This window comes from Nocardia sp. NPDC004654 (genome assembly GCF_040609595.1).
GTDB lineage: Bacteria > Actinomycetota > Actinomycetes > Mycobacteriales > Mycobacteriaceae > Nocardia.
On the sequence record NZ_JBEXKI010000003.1, the window covers coordinates 399,963 to 421,867 of the forward strand.

Annotated in this window: 1 protein-coding gene (only partly in view); it reads right to left on the reverse strand. The window is 71.6% G+C overall.

The window, feature by feature from the left end; translation table 11 throughout:
• Positions 1 to 21,905: the 3' portion of a hypothetical protein gene (locus ABZV58_RS11895; protein WP_355000138.1), read on the reverse strand. 5,845 nt of this gene lie beyond the right edge of the window; the window shows 21,905 of its 27,750 coding nt (coding positions 5,846-27,750); the start codon falls outside the window, past its right edge — the gene reads right to left on this strand; its stop codon occupies positions 1 to 3.

Sequence of the window (21,905 nt, forward strand, 5' to 3'; positions counted from 1 at the left end):
TCAGGCGGCGAAGATCCGGGTTCGCCGGTCGGGATCGCTCAGGACATCCCGGATCAGCAGCCCGAAGTCGAGGTCCGGAAGGACCGCTTGGTAGTGCACGTCGCAGGCGACAGCACCGGAGGCGACGAGCACGAAGCGGTTCGTCTGGTCGTCGACGCGCTGCCAGTAGACGCCGATCGGCTGGGCGTCCAGATCGATCACGCGGCCACCAGCCCGCAGCAGTAGCCGACCGGCATCCCGGTAGAAGACCACCGACAGGTCACCGACAGTGCCGTACAGGCCAGACACCGAACCGGCTCCCGACGTCCCACCGCGCAGCGCGCCGGTCCCCGGATCGAAGTAGGCGAACTCACCGACACCCGCATGCGAGCGCACCACGAGACCAGTCGCCGCACGCTGGCCACTCTCGGCAAGGCCCGGACCGTTGCCGAACCCCGCTCGCGGGAACGCACGCGAGGATCGCGACTGGCCCGCCGATACAGGCGGGGCCGGAGGCGGCATCGGCGGCGGCGAATACCCGTTCGTCCCACCCGACAGACCATTCCCGCCCGCTGGCGGGTCCCCGGCCGATGGTGGGTCGGGCAACGTCAGCGCACCGGGAGCGCCAGTTGGTGACGCCGAGCCCTGCGGCGGATCAGGCAACGTCGGCATGCCCGGCGCACCGGGACCACCAGGCGGCGGCGCCCAGCCCGGCGGCGGATCAGGCAACGTCGGCATGCCCGGCACCGGCGGATCACCGGGCCGCTGAGGCGCGCCAGGCTGCATCGGCCACCCGGAAGCCCGAGGCTGCGGCGGTACCGAACCATCCGGCGACTGCGGAAGATCCTGCACTCCTGGCGTATCGGGCGCCGGGGCTTGCGGCGGCACCGGGGCTTCCGTCGGGCGCGGAACTCCCGGCTGCCGCGGTGACACCGGAAGCTCCGGCCACTCAGATGCGATCGGAGGCACCGGCAACCGCGAAGGCACCGACAACTCCGGCCGAGGCGGCACTTCCGGCGCGTGCGGCGACACCGGAACCTGGGGCATCTCCGCTGCGCCCGGAGGCACTAGGGGGCCCGGAGGCACCGGGGAATCCGGCGATTGCGGAGGCGTCGGCCATTCCGGCGGCGGGGGCGGCATGTGTGGTTGCGGCAACTCCGGCGCGATCGGCGGCACCGGCGGCCGCGAAGGCACCGACAACTCCGGCCGAGGCGGCACTTCCGGCGGCACCGGAAGCTGGGGCATCTCCGCTGTGCCCGGAGACACTGGGGGGCGCGGAGGCACCGGGGAATCCGGCGATTGCGGAGGCGTCGGCCACTCCGGCGGCGGGGGCGGCACGTGTGGCTGCGGCAACTCCGGCGCGATCGGCGGCACCGGCGGCCGCGAAGGCACCGACAACTCCGGCCGAAGCGGCACTTCCGGCGCGTGCGGCGGCACCGGAACCTGGGGCATCTCCGCTGCGCCCGGAGACACTGGGGGGCGCGGAAGCACCGGGGAATCCGGCGATTGCGGAGGCGTCGGCCATTCCGGCGGCGGGGGCGGCACGTGTGGCTGCGGCAACTCCGGCGCGATCGGAGATACCGGCAGGTGCGGAGACACCGGAAGCTCCGGTGCCTGCGGCAACTCCGGCGCGTGCGGCGGCACCGGGAACTCCGGCGACTCTGGCGGGCGCGGAGACATCGGGAAGTCCGGCGGTTGCGGAGGCGTCGGCCATTGCGGCGGCCCCGGCAGCGCAGGAGGCTGCGGCCATCCCGGCGGTGATGGGGGCACCTGCGGCTGCGGCCATTTCGGGGGCTGCGGAGGTACCGGCGGCTTGGGCGGCATCGGCCACCCCGGTGGCAACGGAGGCACCGGCGGCTTGGGCGGCTGCGGCCACTCCGGCGGCAACGGAGGCACCGCCGGCTTGGGCGGCATCGGCCACTCCGGCGGCAACGGAGGCACCGCCGGCTTGGGCCGCTCCGGCGGGACCGGCGGCACTGGGCATTCCGGCGGTTGCGGCGGCTCAGGCTCTGGCGGCTTGGGCGGCTCAGGCTTCGGCGGCCTAGGAGGAACCGGCGGCTCAGGCTTCGGCGGCTTGGGCGGCGCTGGTGGCTCAGGGTGCTCCGGCGGAGCTGGCGGCTTGGGTGGCTGCGGCGGCTCCGGTGGCGACGGAGGCACCGGAGGCTGCGGCGGAACTGGCAGGTGCGGCGGGGTCGGTGGCTGCGGTGGTCGCGGCGGGACCGGGGGTTGCGGCGGTACGGGTGGCCGCGGGGGAACCGGTGGCCGTGGGGGAACCGGTGGTTGTGGGTTGGGGGTCGGGAGCAGCGGCGGAAGGATGTCGATGACCGGGAAGTCGACGTCGTAATCCTTGGGCGGATGCGGAATTCGCGAACGAAGAACCGAACCCGGCAGACGCGGGTACGCATCATCGCCCGCCGAGTTCAGCCAAGACCGCGGCGGCCGCCCACCTTCGCTACCGCCCGCACGACTGCCACCCTCGGGCTGCGCCCGCTGCCCGTCCGGTGCCAAAAGCGCGGCACCCGAATCCTCGTCGCTCCCTTCACCGTTCGGACGAGTTCGGCCCTCAGGCGGAACCGCACTTTCGCTCGGCGCCTGGTTTGCAGGTTGCTTCGCTTTCTCGGAACCAGCTTCACCTTCAGGCCGCCTGGCTTCCTCGTGCGGCGCTTCGCTTTCCGGCTCCCCGGCTTCCTTGCGCTGTGCCTGCCGTCCATCCGCAGTCGAACGCGCCGCTCCCGAATCCGCGTCGCCATCCTCACCGACCGGTTGCTGCTTCCTTTCTGGCCGCACAGCACTGTCCTTCGGCTCCAGGCCTGCGGGCTGCTTCGCTTCCTCGGAATCCGCCTCGCTGTCAGGCCGCATGCGTTCGGGACCGGTCGCGTTTTCGGGCCGAACACCCGTCTCCTGCGACACGACATCTTCCGACGGTGTCTCGCCCTCGGATCGAGGGCCGACCTCCAGCGGCACGCCACCTTCTGGCTGCTGCTCGCCCTCGGGTCGAAGGCCGACCCTCACCGGCACACCACCCGCTGGCAGCGGCTCATCCACCGGCTGTGCGGCAGATGGCTCGACGCCGTCTTCGGGCCGTGCCTCGCCTTCGGGTTGTCCGGCATCCTCGTGCGGCGCTGCGCCTTCAGGGCGTATGGCTGCGGTAGCCCTGAGGTCGGGCCGTCCGGTCTCAGGCGTGGAGGGAGCATTCCGGCCCGGTTCGGCGCTCAGCGGCGGGTCGGCACCGGGGACGATTGTCGCGCGAATCATCCAGTGCCCGTGGTTGCCTCGGTCCTCGACACTGTCGATGCGGAAGCTCAGACCCCGCGCGAGCAGCAGGCCGGGCACGATCGACGGCCTCGGCGACACACTGTTCAAGAACAGCGCGGGTGTGCCCGCGGGAACGGACAGTTCGAGGTGGAAACGGATGCCGACCATCGCGGGCGTCTCGCCCATGACGGTCCGCGGGAACTCCGGAATCGGATGTACGGTGCCGGTGAGGTCGCCGGACATATCCAGCGGATTCTCGGTGTGCCCATAGGTGACGACCACCTCGTCCGGCAGCGGACGACGCGCCAACACCGCATCGATCACGTCGGCCGCCCTGGCCAACTCGGGAGTGAGCTCGGCGTCCCCGCGCAGCGCCGCCTCCAAAGCCGCGACGAACGCGAGATCCGTTGGATCAAGCGACGCGAAACGACCGAGCACCGCGCGCTCCCCGGCGCTCAACGCAGCGGCGACCTCGTCCCAGATCTCGTACCCGTACCGCAGCCGTTCCGCGAAGACGCCACCTTCCTCGTAGGTCCTGGCTCGAACCTGCTGCGGCGCTGCGCCTTCCGAACCGCGCTGGCCTTCCGAACCGCGCTGGTCTTCCCCACGGCGCTCGCCTTCCGAACCGACCCGCTCCTCCGGACGATGCTCGCCCTCGGAACCGCCCCGGCCATCCGGACGACGCTCAGCTTCCGAATCAGCGTGTCGAGGTTCCCGTCGCTGATCAGCGGAGCCGCGCCGCGCACCGCCCGCCTCTTGCGCTGGCGAATCGCCTGGCCGAACATGCTGCGACTCCGATGTTTCCGCGTCAGGCGTACGCGGTCGCAATTCGACCGTCGGATCGTCGGAGCCTTCGGGACGCGTGAGCGGAACCGTGTCGATGTCGCCGGGCGACTCCACCACCGACTCGGCACCGGGCGGCAACTGCGCGGGAGACGACGGACGGTTCGGAGGCCCGGCGTCGGATCCAGGAGCGGGCGGCAGGGCGTCCGGCCCATCGTCATCGTCGTCGTCGGGCCGCGGCGGCAACGGGTTCTCGGGCACGAGCGGTTCGGGCGCGTAACGAATCCCCTTGCGCCAGCCCGTCAACGGCGGCCGCTTGGCGTTCCAGTCGAACCCGAGCCGGATGGCGCGGTCGTTGGCGTAGGCCCACGACATGGCGGGGTTGTCGCGCAGGAAGTTCGATTCGGCGAGCGCGTCCTGCAGCATGAGGATGTCGGCATCCAGCGGTTTTCCGGCGATCAGGCGGTTCCACGCCTCGGCGACGTCGGCGACCGCGTCGAGTCGCATCCGCATCGGCGCACCGGTGCGCCAATCGGTCCGCAGGTACGCCTCGCGCATCAGGTGGTTCTTGATCTGCGCGATCTCCGCGCGGGTGAACGCGTGGACCGAATTATTCAATCTGCCAGCGACTTCGGCGACGATATCGGCACGCTTGCCGTCGAGCCGCTCGAGCGCCTCGCGGATGTCTTCCACCAATTGCTCTGCATCGCCCGGCTTTTCGTCACGCAGATGACCACGAGCGACGTCCACGGCGGAGCTGAGGTCGGCGCCGGGATCGTCCGGGCGGCGCGTACTGACATCGACCAGCCCCGCTACATGGTCCTCGAGCAGACCGTCGACCAGATCGACCAGTTCGGCGGCGCGCACCTTGCGCCCGGCGCCTTCCGCCGCCGGGTTCCTCGCGAGCTGATCGGCGATGCGGTCGATATCGCTGTCGTCGCCGCGGAAGCGCTCGTACTCGGCGTTCGCCCACCGCTGGACGCGGGCCCACTCCCGCTGGTCCGCACGCTGGCGCGCCTCGAACAGCTCGCCGCGTTCGCCACGGTCCGGCACGCGGTTGCGGACGTCCCATTCGCGCGCCATCGGCTGCACGTCGGGCGCCTTCTTCCGGAACCACGGGTGGCCCTTGAAACCGGGTGACACCCGGCCGGGATGCTCTTTGTCGCTGAACCAGGTGAACCCGAACAACTTCGCGGGCTCCAGCGTCAGACGCATCGTGTGGTAGAGCACGTCCGCGAACGGCAGCTCGTAGGTCGGCCCCGTCGGGACCGGTTCGCCGCCGGGGATCGTGGGCAGGAAGTCGATGTTGACGCCAGGATCGTTGCCGACGAACGGATCGACGACCGCCGCCTGGAGCGGATTCACACCCCAACCGCTGACGCCTTCGGGCAGGTCACGCGGCTCGAACTCCTTCGGAACGGTGGGGCCGCCGCGGTTGGTGGTCCAATCCGGTCGCGTCGGATTCACCTCGTGCCAGTCACCAGCGCCATCGCGCCACCGGACCATGTGCAGGCCGCCGTTGCCGTCGCCCCAGCCCACGGTCGTGTATTCACGCCGCGGCGGGGCCATCGGCTTGGTCCGCACCGGCGCGCCACGGTCGGCCACGATCTCGCGGAACTCGATCCGCGTCTCGCGACGCATCATCGCCTGCGCGACACCGGAATCCTCGCGGATGGCACGAGCCAGCGCGGCGTCGTGATTCGCGCGGGGCGCGTCCGGCGCACCGCGCGGCGCGACGACGATGATCCTCGGCTCGTCGCCGTGCAGGTGACCGACCCGGGGCATCACCTGCCGCGCGCCTTCGGCGGCGAGAACGTCGCGACCCGCGCCCGCCAACTCCGCGATGCGCGCCTGGAGCCGATCGATGACGTCCTCCGCGCGATGGACGTTCTCCGCGGCCTCTCGCAGCAACGCCAAGTTCCGCAGGTGCTCGCGGAAGTCGTCGACGCGCACGGTGCGGTTGGCCGCCTCGGCCAGCGTCTCCTCGAGCTGGGCGGGGTCGAGCGCGTCCTCGTTCACCCGCAGTCGGCGCGCGAGATCCGCGCGCATCCCGCGCCACGGTTGGACCCCGAGCACCTCGCGCGCCCGCTGCCGAGCGAGGGTGTCGATCTCGCGACGCGTCTCGGGTGGCAGCGGTCGGGACGCGTCGGTGGCCGCCCGTCCCAGCTCGCCGAGCCTGCGGTCCACTTCGGCCAACCTGGCTTCGGCCTCGTTGAAGCGCTCGGCGGCGCGCTGCAACTTGAACACCTGCTCTTCGCGGCGTGCGAGTTCGGCCTCACCGACCAGTTCGCGCGAACTCGACGACAGTTCGTCGCCGACGGGCGCGATATGCCGGTCGCCCGCGAGCCTGCCGCGGAGATGATCGAGGGTGGTCGCCATGTTGGCCGGGTTCATGGCCTCGTCCGCGCTGCCGAACGGCATCGGGATATCGGAGAACCGGGAGAAGCGGTCGTCGCGCTTGGCCCGCCAGAACTCGCGCTCGGCCGCCAGTTCGGCCCGCTGCCTGATGAGGGCATCCGCGTCCGAGGCGGGTTCGGCGTCGGGACGCTGAGCGCTCCGCTCGCCGTCGTCCGGGTGTCCGTCGTCTTGCCGCTGGCCGGAATCGGGTTGCTGGACAGGTTCTTCCGATCCCGTCTGCTCCGGGCGGGCCGCTCCGGAGTCGGAGTCCGGCTTGCTCGGCTCCGGGCGGGGAACGGCCCCGGCTTCACCATCGTCCTCGCCGCCCTCGTCCCGGCGGGTTTCGGGACCACCCGGCCAGTGCTGTGTCCGGGGGTCGACAGGGCGAGTTCGCGGCGCGCCCTCCGCAGGCGGCACGCGCAGATCGAGCGTCGGGTCGTCGGCGTCGGCAGTTCGCGGAATGGGCACTGTGCCAGTGCCATCCGGCGATTCGACAGCCGACAGGTCGAGCGTCGGGTCGTCGACATCGGTGGTACGCGGAATCGGCGTACCAACACCGTCCGGCGATTCGGCTCCCGACAGCTCGGTCTGCTCGCCTTGGTCGCCACGAGGATCCGGCCGCGTAACACCGGTTTCAGGACTACCCGGCCAATGCAGCGTTCGGGGGTCTACCGGGCGCGTTTGCGGCTCAACCCCCGCAGGCGGCACGCGCAGATCGAGCGTCGGGTCGTCGGCGTCGGTCGTCCGCGAAGGCGGCGAGGTGCCAGCACCATCCGGTGATTCGGCGCTCGACAGGTCGAGCGTCGGGTCGTCCGCGTTGGTGGTACGCGGAATCAGCGCCGTACCAACATCCTCCGGGGATTCGGCGCTCGACGTGTCGGTCTGCTCACCTTCGCTGCGTGGAACTGGCTGTGTGCCCTCGGTTTCAGGACCACCAGGCCAATGCAGCGTCCGGGGGTCGACAGGGTGAGTTCGCGGGTCTTCGCCTTGCGGAGTCGGCCGATGTAGTTCCACGGTCGGGTCGTCATCCGAGGCGTCGGGACGTGGAATCGGCTGGGTGACGACGTCGTCCGGCGACGACGATTCGGGTGTCCGGTTCGCGGGTCCAGGAGCGGGCGGCAGCTGCGGGGGCGGCGGGCCCGAGTCGGGTCCGGGCGGCAGCGCCTCGGGGTCGTCCGAGCGGGGCGGCAGCGGGTTGTCCCTCGGCACCGGGGCGGGCGCGTACTTGATGCCCGCGCGCCAGTCGGTCAAGGGTGGGCGGGCCGCGTTCCAGTCGAAGCCGATCCGGATCGCGTACTGGTTCGCGTCGCGCCAGGCCGCGTATCCGTTGGCGCGCAGGAAGTTCGACTCGGCGAGGGCGTCCTGCAACATCAGGATGTCCGCGGGCAGCGGTTCGCCCGCGATGAGGCGGTTCCACGCCTCGGCGACGTCGGCGACCGCGTCCAGCGGCATGCGTACCGGCGCACCGTCACGCAGACTCGCCCGCAGATAGGACTCGCGCATCAGGTGGTCCTTGATCTGCGCGATCTCCTCGCGGGTGAACGCGTGTGCGGAGTTGTCCAGCCGTTCGGCGACGTCGCGGGCGATCGCCTCCCGATCGGGGCGCAAACCGGTCAGCGCCTCGCGGACGTCGTCGACCAATCGTGCCGCGTCACCGGTCCTTTCGTTGCGCAGCGTTCCCGCCACCGAGTCCACGACGGCGGTGAGATCGGGCTCGGGATCGTCCGGTCGACGCGTCGTCACCTCGGACAGACCGGCGAAGTGATCGTCCAGGAGGCCCGCGATGCGGTCGACGAGCTCGGCGGCCCGCACCGCCCGCGCCGCGCCCTCGGCCTCGGGACGCGTGGCGAGATCGTTCGTGATTCTGTCGATGTCGCTGTCGTCGTTGCGGAATCGCTCGTACTCGGCGTCGGCCCACTCCTGCACCCGCGCCCACGCGGCCTGTTCGTCCCGCTGACGCTGCTTGAAGGCTTCGGTCAGCTCGCCGCGATCCGGCGCCCGCTCCGGCACTCCGGGTTCGCGCGCCATCGGCTGCACGTCGGGACCCTTCTTGCGGAACCACGGGTGTCCCTTGAAGCCGGGCGAGACGCGGCCGGGATGGTCCTTGTCGTTGAACCAGGTGAACCCGAACAGCTTCGCGGGCTCCAGCGTCAGCCGGAACGCGTGGTACAGCGCGTCGGCGAACGGCAACTCGTAGGTCGTACCCGGATAGACCGGTGCGCCACCCGGAATCGTCGGCAGGAAGTCCACGTTGATGCCGGGGCCGTTGTCGACGAACGGATCGACGACCGCTGCCTGGATCGGATTCATGCCCCATCCGCTGATGCCTTCTGGTAGATCGCGCGGCTCGAACTTCTTCGGCACCGTGGCGCCGCTGCGGTTGGTCGTCCAGTTCGGCCGGTTCGGGTCGACGTCGTGCCAGTCGCCCGCACCGTCCTGCCAGCGGACCAGATGCAGGCCACCGCGACCCTCGCCGAAATTCGCCGTCGTGTATTCGCGCCGCGGCGGAGCCATTCGCTCGGTCCGCACGGGCGCCTCGCGGTCGGCGACGATCTCGCGGTATTCGATCGTCGTCTCCGGCCGTGTCATGGCGTGGGCGACGCCCGCGTCGGTACGGATCGCCTCCGCCAGTGCCTCGTCATGACCCGCTCGCGGATGCTCGAGCGTGCCGCGCGGTGCGACAACGACGATCCGCGGATGCTCGCCGGTGACGAGACCGACCCGCGGAGTGACCTGCCGCGCGCCCTCGGCGGCGAGAATGTCGCGCCCCGCGCCCGCCAGCTCCGCCATCTGCCCCTGGATACGGGCGATACGGTGTTCCGCCTGGTTCACCCGGTCCGCGGCCTCGCGCAGCAGCGCCATGTTCCTGGCGTGCTCTTCGGCGTGGTCGGCCCGGATCGTTCGGTTCCCGACCTCCTCCATGGTGCGGTCCAGGTCGGCGGGGCCGAGTTCGTCCTCGTTCACGCGGAGGCGGCGGGCGAGGTCTTCGCGCATCCGCCGCCACGGTTTGGTCTCCAGCACCTCGCGGGCACGGTCGCGCGCGAGCTGGTCGAGTTCGGCGCGCACCTGGTCCGAAAGCGGTTGGGGCTCACCGACTCCGACGCGCCCTAGCGCGGCGATCCGCCGATCCACGTCGGCGAGCGCCGAATCCGCCCTGTTGAACCGTTGCGCCGCGTCTTGCAGGTTGAATATCTGTTCCCTGCGGCGCGCGATCTCGGCGGGACCTACGAGTTCCGCTGTGCTCGAGGCGGGTTCGTCTCCGGTACCCGCGATGTCTCTGGTCGCGACGATGCCGGTCTCGAGGTGTTCCAGCGTGGTCGCCAGATTGGCTTGGTTCAGCGCCTCGTTCGCATCGCGGAACGGCAGCGGGATGTCGCTGAAGCGGGAGAATCGGTCGTCCCGCTTGGCGCGCCAGAACTCTCGCTCGGCCGCGAGCGGGGCGCGATCCCGGATCAGTGCCCGGTAGACGCCCTCCGGGGTGCCCGCGAGCTCCAGCTCGGCGATCTCCGCGTCGAGTCGCGCGACCTCCTGCTCCGCGGCGTCGAAGCGTTCGGCGGCCCGCGCCAGGGCGTCCACGGCGGCGCGGCCGTCGGCGTCCAGGTCCTCGGGGAGCGCTTCGGCGCGCATGCGGCGAATGTCGCGCCATTCCGCACGGGTGGCGATGGCCTCGGCGCGTTCGGCCCGGAGTCGGGACAGTTCCGCGCGTGCTTCCGGAGTGAGGGCGTCCGTGCGGGACTCGGGTGAGGCGGGATCTGGGCCTGCCTCGGGCGACGACGGGTCGGAGTCCGCTTCGGGCGCCAAGGAGTCTGGGTGGGACTCTGGCGTCGAGGCGTCGAGGCGCGGTTCGAGCGGCGACGAGTCCTGGTGCGTCGAGCGTCCCGAGTCGCCGCGCGTTGCTGGGTCCGCGTCCGGGCGAACCGCGCTGCCGCCGGGCTGTCGCGAAGCGCTCTGTGGCGCATCACGTTCCGACTCGGCGCCGAGTTCTCCGCCTTCGCGCGGCGGAGCGCCTGCACCGAGTGGGTCTGCCCTTGTCGAGCGTTCCGAAGGCAGAGGGCGGTTCGCGGCACCGGCGAGGCCGGATCCCGGCTGGTCGGGTCGCGACGGGCTCGCGGCGGCGCCGCCGTCGTCCGGCGGGCGGAGGGGGGTAGTGGTCACCGTGCCGGATTCGTCGACCGCGACGAGGACGTAGTCGACACGCACGCCCGCGTCGGCCAGCTGGCGTCGCATATCGGGCGGCAGCGCGTGGTCGGGGGCGGCGAGCGGCGATGCGACGAGCACGTGCCTGCCGGGCAGCACGCCAACGCCTTCGGCGGGGATCATCGCGTCGGCGGCGGCGAGCACGTCGCGGGCGGCGTACGCGCCCGCACGCTGACGAGCGGCGCGCTCCCCCGCGCTCACGGCGTCCAGTTGGTTCAGCGCGGACCTGATTTCGCGCGTGGCGGAGTGCGTTTCGGCCGCGTTCCGAGCGGCGTCGGTGAGCTCGTCCAGCTGCCGCAACATCTGGGCGGGATCGTCGGGGCGGCGCAATGCGTCTTCGAGGGGAGTTTCGGCGGCACGGACCAATCCCTCGACTGCGTTGGCGATTTCCCGCGGTGTCCGTCCCTCCGGGTCGATGCCGAGCCCGCGGGCCAGATCGGCGATGCGCGCTTCGAGTTCTCGGCGCGCCGCCGCGGTCACCCTGATCCGTTCGGCCAAGCGCGGTAGCTGCGCGCGGAACTCCGCTGTCGCGGGGTCGTGCACCCGCGGGATTCCGGTCCGCGGCCAATCCGCGGAGCGCGGCTGCGCGGACTCCGCGGGTCCGGGACGCTCCGCCCGCGCTTTTAGCAGCCGCACCTCGGCATCGGCACGCAGGAAGTCCGGAACGAGGCCGCCGAGTTCGGCGAAGCGGGTGACGTCGTCGGCGAGCATCGCCATTCCGCCCAGCTCGCGGATCGTGTCGACGATCCGGCCCGGGCTCAGCCGCTCGGGATCCACCCGCAGCCGCAGCCCGTCGGCCAGCTCCCGGATTCGGCCCGCCAACGCATCCCGCCGCGCGACCGCGTCGACGTACTCCGGCGAAGAAGGCTCCGGCGGCCAGGCGCGAACGTCGCCTTCCTCACCACCGTGCGGCCGTTGCGCGGCGCCGTCGTCACCCGAGTCCGTCTGTCGCGGAGGAGTTTCCGCCTCGCCGAGGGACCGATCCAGCTCAGCTGTCCGGCGCTCGTGCTCGGCCATCGACTCGTCGAACCGCTGGAACCGACCGTCGAGGTCGCTCGCATGCTCGGGTCTGGCCTGGGCTTGCAGTTCGTCGAGCGCTTGCAGCGCCTCGTCGGCCTGTCGTCGAACCTCGCGCAGGGCCTCCTGGTAGCGCTCCTCGGTTCGTCGCCGCATGGCGTCGAACTCCGCTTCGGGCCGGGTCGGTGGATGCTGTGCGTCCTCGGCGCGGCGCTCGTGTTCCGCGAGCGCGTCGTCGAATTGCCGCAGGCGCTCGTCGAAGCCGTCCGGATCTTTCGGCCTGCCCTGGGATGCCAGCTCGTCGAGCGCTCGGCGCGCCTCGTCGACCTGCCGCCGAATCTCGCGCATCGCGTCCTGATAGCGCTGTTCGGTCCGCTGGCGCATCGCCTCGAATTCCGCTTCGTTCCGCGGATCGGCGGACTCCGGGCGAGACTCCGCACCGGCTCGCTGCCCGTCCGATTCCGGCTGCGAGTCAGGAACTTCGGGTCGAGCACCGGCATCGATCCGCGCGTCAGCGGAGACTGGGCGAGACGCGGCACCGGCTCGCTGCCCCTCTGCTTCCGACTGCGCAGCTTCGGGCCGGTCGGCGGGTTCCGAGTGCTCCCCCTCGCCGAGCCGCTGCGCACCCGAGTCCGAGCCGGGCGGCATCGACGGCGGTTGCGCACCGTGTAGCGGCCCGTCCGGGCCGAAGTCTGTGCGCCGGTGCGTGATTCGACCGTAGTCCGTGTAGGCGATCTCGATGTGGCGGACCACCACGTCGGAGCGATCGAGCAGTGGGCGAAGGAACGGGTGGTCGGCGGCGAGTTCGGCGCGGACGTCTCCGGGCGAGTTCCAGCCGATCACGACGAGGCGCGGCGGGTCGCCGGGGACGACGCCGACGCTGTCGTCGACGCGACCCGCACCCTCCTCGGCCAGCGCCTCGCGCTGCATCGCCCGAGCCACGGCCTCATCGAGCACCGCGAGTTCGTCCTCGGCCTTGTTGAAGCGAACGGCTGCGTCGCGCAGCGCTTCGACGCGCGCCGTCTGGCCGGGCAGCTCTGCGGTCAGCCGCCGAATGGTGCCGGGCAGCGCGTCCTCGGTGAGCTCGGCCTCCCGGACCGGCAGTCCCTCCATCGCCGCCGCCCGCGCCGTGCGAGCCGCGTCCAATGCCCGTACCGCCGCCACGTTCTCCGAGGCGAGTATCTCCGTCACCCGCCGCGCCGACGCCACCTCGGGCCGCGACGTCGCCTGTTCGGCAACGGACCTGGGCGCATGCGATTCGGGCGCAAGCCTCTTCCCATCCGCGACAGGTCCCGGCGTGGGCTCGGCCGAGTCGGGCGCGGACGTCTGCTCGTCCACGGCGGGCCCGGTCGTCCGCTCACCTGGCTCGGAGGCAGGCGTCCGCTCCCCCGACCGGTGCCCGGTCGTCGACTCGCCGAGTTCGGGCGCGGGTGCAAGCTCGCCCGCTTCATGCCTCGGCGTCGACTCGCCTCCCTCAGGCCCAAGCCTCGGCTCGCCCGCCGGAGGCGCGGTCGCCTGTTCACCCGATTCGGGTGCAAGCGTCCGCTCACCGGGGCGAGCCCCTGTCGTCTCACCCGGTCTGGGCGTCGGCTCGCCCGCTTCAGACCCGGGCGTCGGCTCGCCCGCTTCAGGTTTGGGCGTGGGCTCACCCGGATCCGGCGCGGGCGCCGGAGGCGGATTCTGCGGCGGCTTCTTCCCACCGCCACCACCATCCGCGACAGGCTCGGGCCTCCCCTTTCCGCCGGAGCTCGGCTCGTCGGGTCCGGCCCGGACAGCACCCAACGGCGGTGTGTCAGGCGGGTTCTCGGGCCGGGTCGCCGCCAACTCGGCATCCAACCGCGCCAACTCGATCTCGGCATCGCGGTTCCGGCGAGCCGCGGCGGCCAGATCGTCCAATTCATCAGCGCGAGCGCGCGATTCGGCATCCCGGTACCGTGCGGTCGCGGCATCCAGCTCGGCCCGCGCCGCATCCAGCTCCCGCACCACGGCATCCCGTTCGGCGAGCAGCCGGGCGATCTCCGCGGGCCGCTGCGCCGCGCGGTCCAGTTCCGCGGCTCGCCGGTTGAGCTCGACCATCTCGTCGATGTCGGCGGCGCGGTCGCGGACTTCCTGGCGCAGTTCGGCCTGTACCTGGGCCAGCTGCTGCGGTTTGAGCCGTTCCTTCTGGTCGATCTTGCCGTCGCGGTAGACCTCGTAGACCTTCGCCCACCTCTTGGCCTTCGCGGCCTTCTCCGCGTCGGTGTCGGTGGGACGGACGGGCGCGGGCAGCTCGACACCGACGGTCCTGGTGAAGTCCGGCCCGGCCACCGGATCCGGGTCCGGTCGCGAGTTGTTCGCGCCGAGCATGCCGAAGCCGTCGAGGATGCGGGCGCCGTCGAGGGCCTCGGTCAGCGCGTCGAGATCGCCGACGACGTCCAGCAGATGCTCGATCGCCTTGTCGTGCACCGGGAATTCGACGTCCGCGACCCGCGGATCGGCGGCCTGATCGCCCAACCGCACCCGATCGAACTGATCGAGGCCGTTGATCGTCCGGTAGTACTCGGCCAGCGCATCGATCAGGTTCTCCCGCTCGCTCGGCTCGCGGGCCAGCTTGGAGATCGCCTTGTGCAACCGCTTCGGATCCGTGCCGGACGTGTCCGGTCGGTACTTCATCTCGTCGTTCTTGTAGTTGCGCGGATACAGATCCTTGGGGAACCGTCTCCTGCGGCCTACACCGAGCCGCTCCGCCAGCCGATCCCGCGCGCCGTCGACGACGCCGGAGTCGATGGCGCGCATCAGCTTCGCGTAGTCGACCAGGTCTTCGACCGCCTGGTGACGGCGAGCCTTGCCGAGATCGCCCTCCACCAGCGCCCGCGCGACCGCCTCGGGAGTCAGCTGCGCCGGATCCAGCCCGAGCCGGTGCGCCAGCTGTCCGCGCGCGTCCTCGATCGAGTGGAAATCGTCGATGTCCCACGCGGTTCGGGCGTAGTCGATGATGGCCTCGATCTGGCCCGCCCGGATCCGGTTCTCTGCGCGCAGCTGCTCGAGCCGTTCCGCCATGCGCTCGGGCTCGCCGAGATCGGACTCGGGAATGCCCAAGCGATGCGCCAGCTCCTGTCGCGCGGCCTCGACCTCGCTGCGGGACAAGCGTTCCGGCGTGCTCGACCTGCGCGGCGCGACCTCGTCGCCCGCCGGGGGCGCATCGGTGACGGGACGCCACGGCTGCTCACCGTCGCGCATCAGCGTCACATCCAGCACGCGCCCCTCGACCTCCTGACGGACGTGGCGCACCCGCACAGGCTCGCTGTCCATCAGTCGGATGGTCCCGTCCGGGTCGACGTCGGCGATCCGGAAGACCACCTCGACCAGCCTCGCGTTCACCGCCTCGCCGAGATCGGGGTGTTCGCGCAGCGCCTTCGCCAGCACCGCCTCGTGATCCAGGTGACCGTCGACCACCAGCAACCGCGGCGGCTTGCCCGCCTCGCCTGGCAGGATTCCGAGCCCGTCCACTTCGGGAAGCAGGAATCCGCCGTCGGACACGATCGAGGCGCGCAGCGCGAGATCGGCCAGGATTCCGGTGAGCTCGTCCACCTGGCCATCGATCCGCAGGAATTCCCGGGTCCGCTGGGCGAAGTCCGCGAGATCGGCCGCGCGCGTGTGGATGTGGTCGACGACGGCGGCGAGCGCGCCGCGCGGATGCGCGCTGAGTTCGGCCAGGTCGACGCCGAGCAGCTGCGCCCAGACCGCGCGCTCGTCCTTGATCTGGTCACGACGCAGGGCATTCTCGAAGTAGGTCGGGTTGCCCTCGTCCAGACCCGGCTGGTCGGTGTAGTTGAGATCGCCCCAGTCGCGGCCGGGTTCGCCGCCGTTGTTGACGCCTTCCCAGTCGAGCATGGTGGTGCGACGACCGTTGGCGCGCAACACTTCCCGCAGGAACCGGGTCATCGGGTCGGAGTCGAAGAAGCTGACCTGATCGCTGTAGGGGATGCGCCGGTTCTCGGCGTCGTAGCGCACGGCGGCCTCGGCCAGACCGGCGAGCGCGCCGATACGGCGGGCCTGCTGGTATTGCAGGATCTCGAGCGCTCGGCGAACGGTATCCGCCGTGACCGGCTCGCCCGGCCGGAGTCCGAGCCGGCGCGGATCGACGCCGAGGTCGCGGGCGGTGGCGATCAGCGCGTCGCCGAGCTCCGCGCGGCGGCTCGCGGAATCGGCCAAATCGCCGAACAGTTCGGCGAAAACGCCTGTGCTCCGCGGACGCGGCTCACCCTGCGGCGCCCCGACCACCGGGGGCTGCTCGGCTTCCGCCGACTCGTCCGGTTTCGCGTTGCGCTGCTGCTCCTCGTCGGCTTGCCTGCGCAGGTCGTCGAGTTCCACCCCGAGTTCCCGGCGCACCAGCTCCGGGTCCGCCTCGTCGAGCCAGTAGCGGTACTCCTCGCCGTCGCGCCGAACGACCGGCGGGTAATCGCCGGACTGGTCCGGGATCCGGCTGGTCAGGCGGTTCAGGATGGGAACGAGTTCGCGGCTCTTCCACATCGTCGCGCCCTCTTTGAGGATGCGAGCGGGGTTGAACTTGATCTGGAGCACTTCCCCCTGACCGCTGTCTTTGGTCAGCGGGAGACCGGCCTCGTTGCCCAGCACCGATTGGCCCGCCCCGTCTTGACTCGACCCGGACGGGTACTTCGGGTTGTGCCCCTGGTACCCGGCGCGCAGCGCGTCACCGAGTTCGCGCAGCCGCCTCCGGTCGGCGACCGCGGGCGAGTTCGACGACTCGTCCGAGTCCGGTTCGTTCGGCGCGAGCTCGTTCTCCGCGCGTGGAACCGGAAGCCAACGATCCTCCCCGTCGGCCACCAGACGCAGCGGCAGCTCCTCGCCGTCCACCTCGACGACATGGTCGCGAGTCTCGCCCTCGGGCGGCGTCGCACGCCTGTTCGCGGATTCGCCGGGACGCGAACCGTCCCCGGATTCGTCGGGCGACGGCGTGGGCGTCGGCGGTTCGGACGGCGGCTTCTGCGCCCCGCCACCGGCATTCGGGTCCGCGGCGGGGAACTCGGGAGCCTCGAACCTCCCGGGCCGGGACCCGCCCTCGATACCCCGATCGCCCTCCGCCCGCTGGATCGCCGAGTCGACGGGGCCTTCCGAAGTCCGGGCGAACGGCAGCTTGGCCTTGATGCGGTCGAGTAGCCCGCGCGGCGCGCTGTGATCGCGGAGGTCGGCGGAGCCGTCGGACAGGATCGCGCGCATCCGGTCGAGCAGGCGCTGCGGGTCCGTGTCCGACATGCCGTGGAACTGCCTGGCGAGGACGTCCGAGGTGCCGCCGCGCTGGGTCGGCGGGGGCACCCGCCAACCGCCCGCGCCGTCGCGTTCCAGGACCACGGCCAGCTCGGCGGGGCCGACTTCGAGCGACTCCCACCGGAATTGCGGGCTGGGCAGCGGCGCCTGCGGTTCGGACTGCGGTGGCTGTGGAATCCGCCTGGTGTGCAGCCGGTGGGCGACCTCTGCGGCGTGCGGCGGCCGGACGCCCGGATTCTGCTGTGCGACACGGAATCCCGCGGCGACGAACTGGTCGGCGACCCGATAGGGAACCTCGACGATCTGGTTCGCCCTGCGCAGCGCGAGTCGCGGCTCCGCCCTGGTGAGGAACGCGTCGGTACCGAGGCCCAACAGCCATGCGTCGAACCCTTGCTTCGTCTCGTTCGCGGCGCGGTAGCGCAGATATTCCGAGAGCATCGTCCCGAGCGCGCTGGTGAAGGTAGGCCGACGGTAGGGCCCCTCGGCGACGTCCCAGTTCTCGAAGCGCGTCACCGGCTCGCCATCGGGTCCTCGCGATACACGCAGGTAGCGGAGGTTGTGGCTGCTGTCCCACAGCACGTTGCCGAGCTCCGGCCGATCGGCGGCCAGTGCCTGGAGCGCATCCATGTGTTCGCCCTCGGGAGCGAGCACGAGCAACTCCGGTCTGCTGGATTCGGGCTTGAAGCGCAGCACGTGCGGGCTCAGCTGCTCACCGTCCGGCCGACCGCGTAGTTCCGCGTCGATCGCGCGCTGGAGAAGATCGGCGGCATCGGCATCCGGCGAGCGCGGCGGGGTCCCGTCGCCCTCCGATACCGGCCCGGACTCGACCATTTCGGACGGATTGCCCGGGCGGGGGTATCCCCACCTGGTCCCGCCGACCTCGTCGACGTCGGCGGCGCGCACGGCGTCGAAGACGATCTCGGCCTCGTCCAGTCCGACCTTGTCCAGGTAGCGGCGAATGGCATCACGGCCTGCCTGCTCGGCGACCTGACGCGGATCGGGTGCGTCCGGCTTACGAGCCTGCGCTCGGGTCGCCCGTTCGTGCGCCTTGTCGTAGGCCTGGGTGTACGCGCGTTCGGCGGGACCCTGCGGGAGGTAGCGGCCCGCGGCGCGCAATTCGCGGAAGGCCTCGATCTCCCTGGCGTAGTCGCGGCTGCGCTGATCCCGCAGTGCCGGTGTCTCTTCCCGCGCCGTGGGCGCCGCGTCGGCACTGTCGCCGGGCCGGATGCCGTGCGCGCGGTCCCACTGCGCGCCGAGGCGCTGCGCCGGGCTCTGTCCGTCGACGAGGGGGCCGAGAGCGTCGAGCCGGTCGCGCACGGCGCGGACCGCGGCGCGGTACGCCGCCGCCTCGCGCATCGCGCGACTCACCTCGTCGTTCTTGCCGTAAGCCCGCTCCACGACGTTCCTGGCCTGATGGAACGCCTCGGAGTAGGCACGGGCCAACGGGCTCGACATGGACCCGATCATGGAGTCCGTCGCCCGCGTCCTGGTGTTGAGGGCGAAGGCCAGCGCGACCGCCTCGGCCTCGTGATTCAGCATCAGGTCGACGAATTCGGTACGCGAGAGCGCCAGCCGCGACGGCGGTTCGCCCTGGGCGGCCGCACGGATGTCGGCCAGTACCGCGGCCCGCACCAGCTCCAGCGCCTGGTACCGCGCATAGTCGAAGTTGTGGAGCACGACCGAGTTCGTCGTCGGGTCGTAGCCGAGCAGCGGACTCCTTTCTACCGAGTCGTAATAGCCGTCGCGGTGCACCGACGGTGAGGACTCGGCGGTGTATCGGATCCGCACACCATGTCGATTCAGCGTGTCGAGCGCCCAGCGCCCGATGTCGCTGGACTCGTCGGTGAGGATCGTGCGTGCGCGCTCGAAGAGCAGTTCGGCGCGGTCGACGAGATCCGCACGCGGAGAGGGGGTCTCCCGCTGGCCATCGGCCGCGGGCGATTCCGGGCGAGGCGCGGGCGCGGCGGCTTCGGCGCCATCGGGTCGCACGAACACGACGCCGTCCGCGTCGACGTGCACACCCGCCCTCGGCGCCACCTCGCGTTCGTCCTTACCGGATGCCGCGTCCAGGTCGGCACGCACGGCGTCGGTGAGCGCGTCGGTGAGCGCGCGATGCTCGGCCGTCAACCGGTGGTACCGATCGGTCAGCTCGGCTTGTAGGTCGACGTCGGTGGCTACGATGCCACGGTTGCGCACGGCATCGAGAGCGGATTGCAGGTCTGCGCCGAGTTCGCTGTCGGGGATACGCCAGCCGCTCTGAGTCCGGCGCAGTGTCCGATCCGCGTCCTCCGCCAGCCGCGTCAGTTCGCGTTGGGTCGCCGACAGTCGACGCACCAGACCTTCCACCCGGCGCGCCGCCTCGGGCGTCGTCGGCCGGTATTCGGCCATGCCGTCCGGGGGCACGACGCGCTGATGGGACTGCCACTCCGCACCCGCGACATCGCGATGGCTGCTGCCCACGTGCGGGAAGCCCGGCGAGTCGAACATATCGCCCGTCAGCAGCGCCTCGATACCCGCCGCGCGGCCGATCGCGCGCAGTTGTCCGTCGTCGAGGCTCGAATCTCGTTGCCGCGCCCGCGCTATCGCCGCATCGTGGGCGTCGAGGTAGGTCGTGTGCAGGGCCCGGCGATAGGCCACCTCCACCGGGTCGTCCAGCGGACGCGACACGGAATCGTCGCCGACCGGGCCGAGTTCGCGATAGAACTCGGCTTGTCTGCCCAACGCCGCCGCCTCCGCACGCAGCCGCGCCGCGACGTAGTCGGCGCGGGCCTGCGCGCGAATCCGGGATGGCGTGACCTCGAGCTCGCCGCCCAGCACGGCTTCGGCCAGGGTCCCCGCCCGCACCAACGCCGCCGCCTGCGCGGACTGACTGCGGTCCTGCGCACCGATGGTGAGGTCCATGGTCCGGACGTCGAAGGCGTCCGCGGTCTGCGGCCGGTCGGTATCGAACCGGACCGTGACGCCCGCATCGCTCAGCACTCGCGCCGCCGCGCGGCCGACGTCGCTGAGCTCGAGCACCTGCCCGACCTCGGCCGCGTGCTGGTCCGGGACGCGGGTCACCCACAGATGCCGGTCGGTGAGCGCGGGAGGCTCGTCAGCGCTGTCGGCGGAGCGCAGCTCGGGCCTGCCGTTGTCGGTGACCTGCGCGGGCTCTTGGGCCGAAGCCGTTTCCTCGGAACGGTTTCCGCGCGCGGCGTCCCAGGCGTCGCGGTAGAACTCGGCATTCGTGCGATCGGATCCCGCGGGCCGGTGCGCCGCGACCTCGGGGCGCAGGGCGGCGAGACCGGCGTCGTTCGCGATCCGATCCAGCTCCTGGCGCGGTCCGCCGAGCTCCTGCGCGGCGCGCTCGCGGGCCTCGCGGAAGGCGTCGACATAGGTCCGTTCCAGCGGTGTGACCGGCACGTCGAATCCCGCCTCGCGCAGCTGGATCGCCGCGATGATCTCCCAGGCATGCGCCCGGGTCTCCTCGTCCAGCATCCGGTCGACGTAGTCCTGCCGATCGGACTGCATCCGCAGCCGCGCCTGTTCCGCGCCGCCACGCCCGTCGGCGAACTCGGCGTGCATTGCGCCGTGCACCAGCGCGAGCATGTGCGCGGTGTCGGAGGCGCCCACGTCGAGGACCAGCGTGTTGCGAGCGGGGTAGTACTGATCCGCGACCCCGGACTCGTGCTGGATCGTGACCTGGCGGCGCTCGAGCACGTCGACCGCCCAGCGACCGACGGGCGTCCGCGAAAGCTGCTCCCTGATCCGGGTCAAACGCTCCAGTGTCGCGGCATCGGCCCGGTCCTGCGGGGCGACGTGGTCGGTGGGCTCCGCGCCGCGGGCGGGAAGCGTCTCGGCCGGCCGCACCTCCACGTTGCCGTGCTCGTCGACATCGATGGCGAGGTGCTCGAATTCGACGCGGCCGCGTTCCCGGAGTTCGCGCACGCGTGGATCCGCCTGTGCCGCGTCAGCGATCCGGCGCAACTGTCCGGATTCCGCCGCGACGACGATCCGATCCGGGGTGCCGGGCACGCGCACCACGGCCGACGGACCCATGACGATCCGGTCGGGCGTCCCGGCGATGTGGACGTAGTGATCGCCGAGGACCCGCGCGTCCGGCGCCCGCCCGGCCAGCACCTCGCGCGCGGCCTCGGCCGCCAGCGCGTCGGCGCGGCCGTCGAACGCCGCCTGGGTGTCCTGGCGCAGCTCCGCCAGATCCACCAGGACACGCAGATCGTGCTGGACGCGACGCAGATCGGCCTGCCGCTCTGACCCGGTCGACGGGTCGGCCAGCTCCGCCGCGATCCGGTCGAGCCTGCGTCCGGCCTCGGCGTCCAACGCGGGCAGATCCGCGGTCGGATCGATCCCGAGTTCTCTTGCGCGCCTGCTTACTTCGGTGGAGATGTCGCGCAGCCGGACAGCCGCGGCGGTGCGGTCGAGCGCGCCGGTGCGCAATGCCTCCGCCACCCGGGGCGTGCGCGGCGCAGGCGTCTCCGCGTCGGCGAGGAAAGCGTCCAGGCGGGGGCGGCCGCGATCCCAGACCGCGCCGTAGTGGTCGGCGTAGTTCTTGCCGTTGGCCCAGACCCTGGTGGCGACCTCGTGCCGCAGCGCCTCCGCCGCCCGATCGCGTGCCGCCGCCGCGTCGCCGTTCGACAGGTCGGCCATGGCGCGGTCGTAGGCGGCGGTGTAGGTGTCGTCCAACGGATGCGCCGGGACGTCGTACCCGAGTTCCCTGAGTTCGCGGGCCAATTCGATCCGCCGAGCCATGGCGTCGGCTTCCTCGCGGACCATGGTTCGGACGAACTCGTCGCGCGCCATGCCCAATTGGCCGGAGCGGCCGTCGGCGAACCGCTCGGCGTGCACCGACTCGTGGGCGAGGGTCAACGCCTGCCGGACCTGGTCGGAGCCCTCGGTGTAGACGGTCGCGGTGAGGTCCTCGCTGGCGAACTGACCCGAGCGACCGTCGTCCGCCGCGGTTTCGTAGCGTTCGCGCACCGGTCCGCTGTCGAATCCCGCCAGGATGCGGC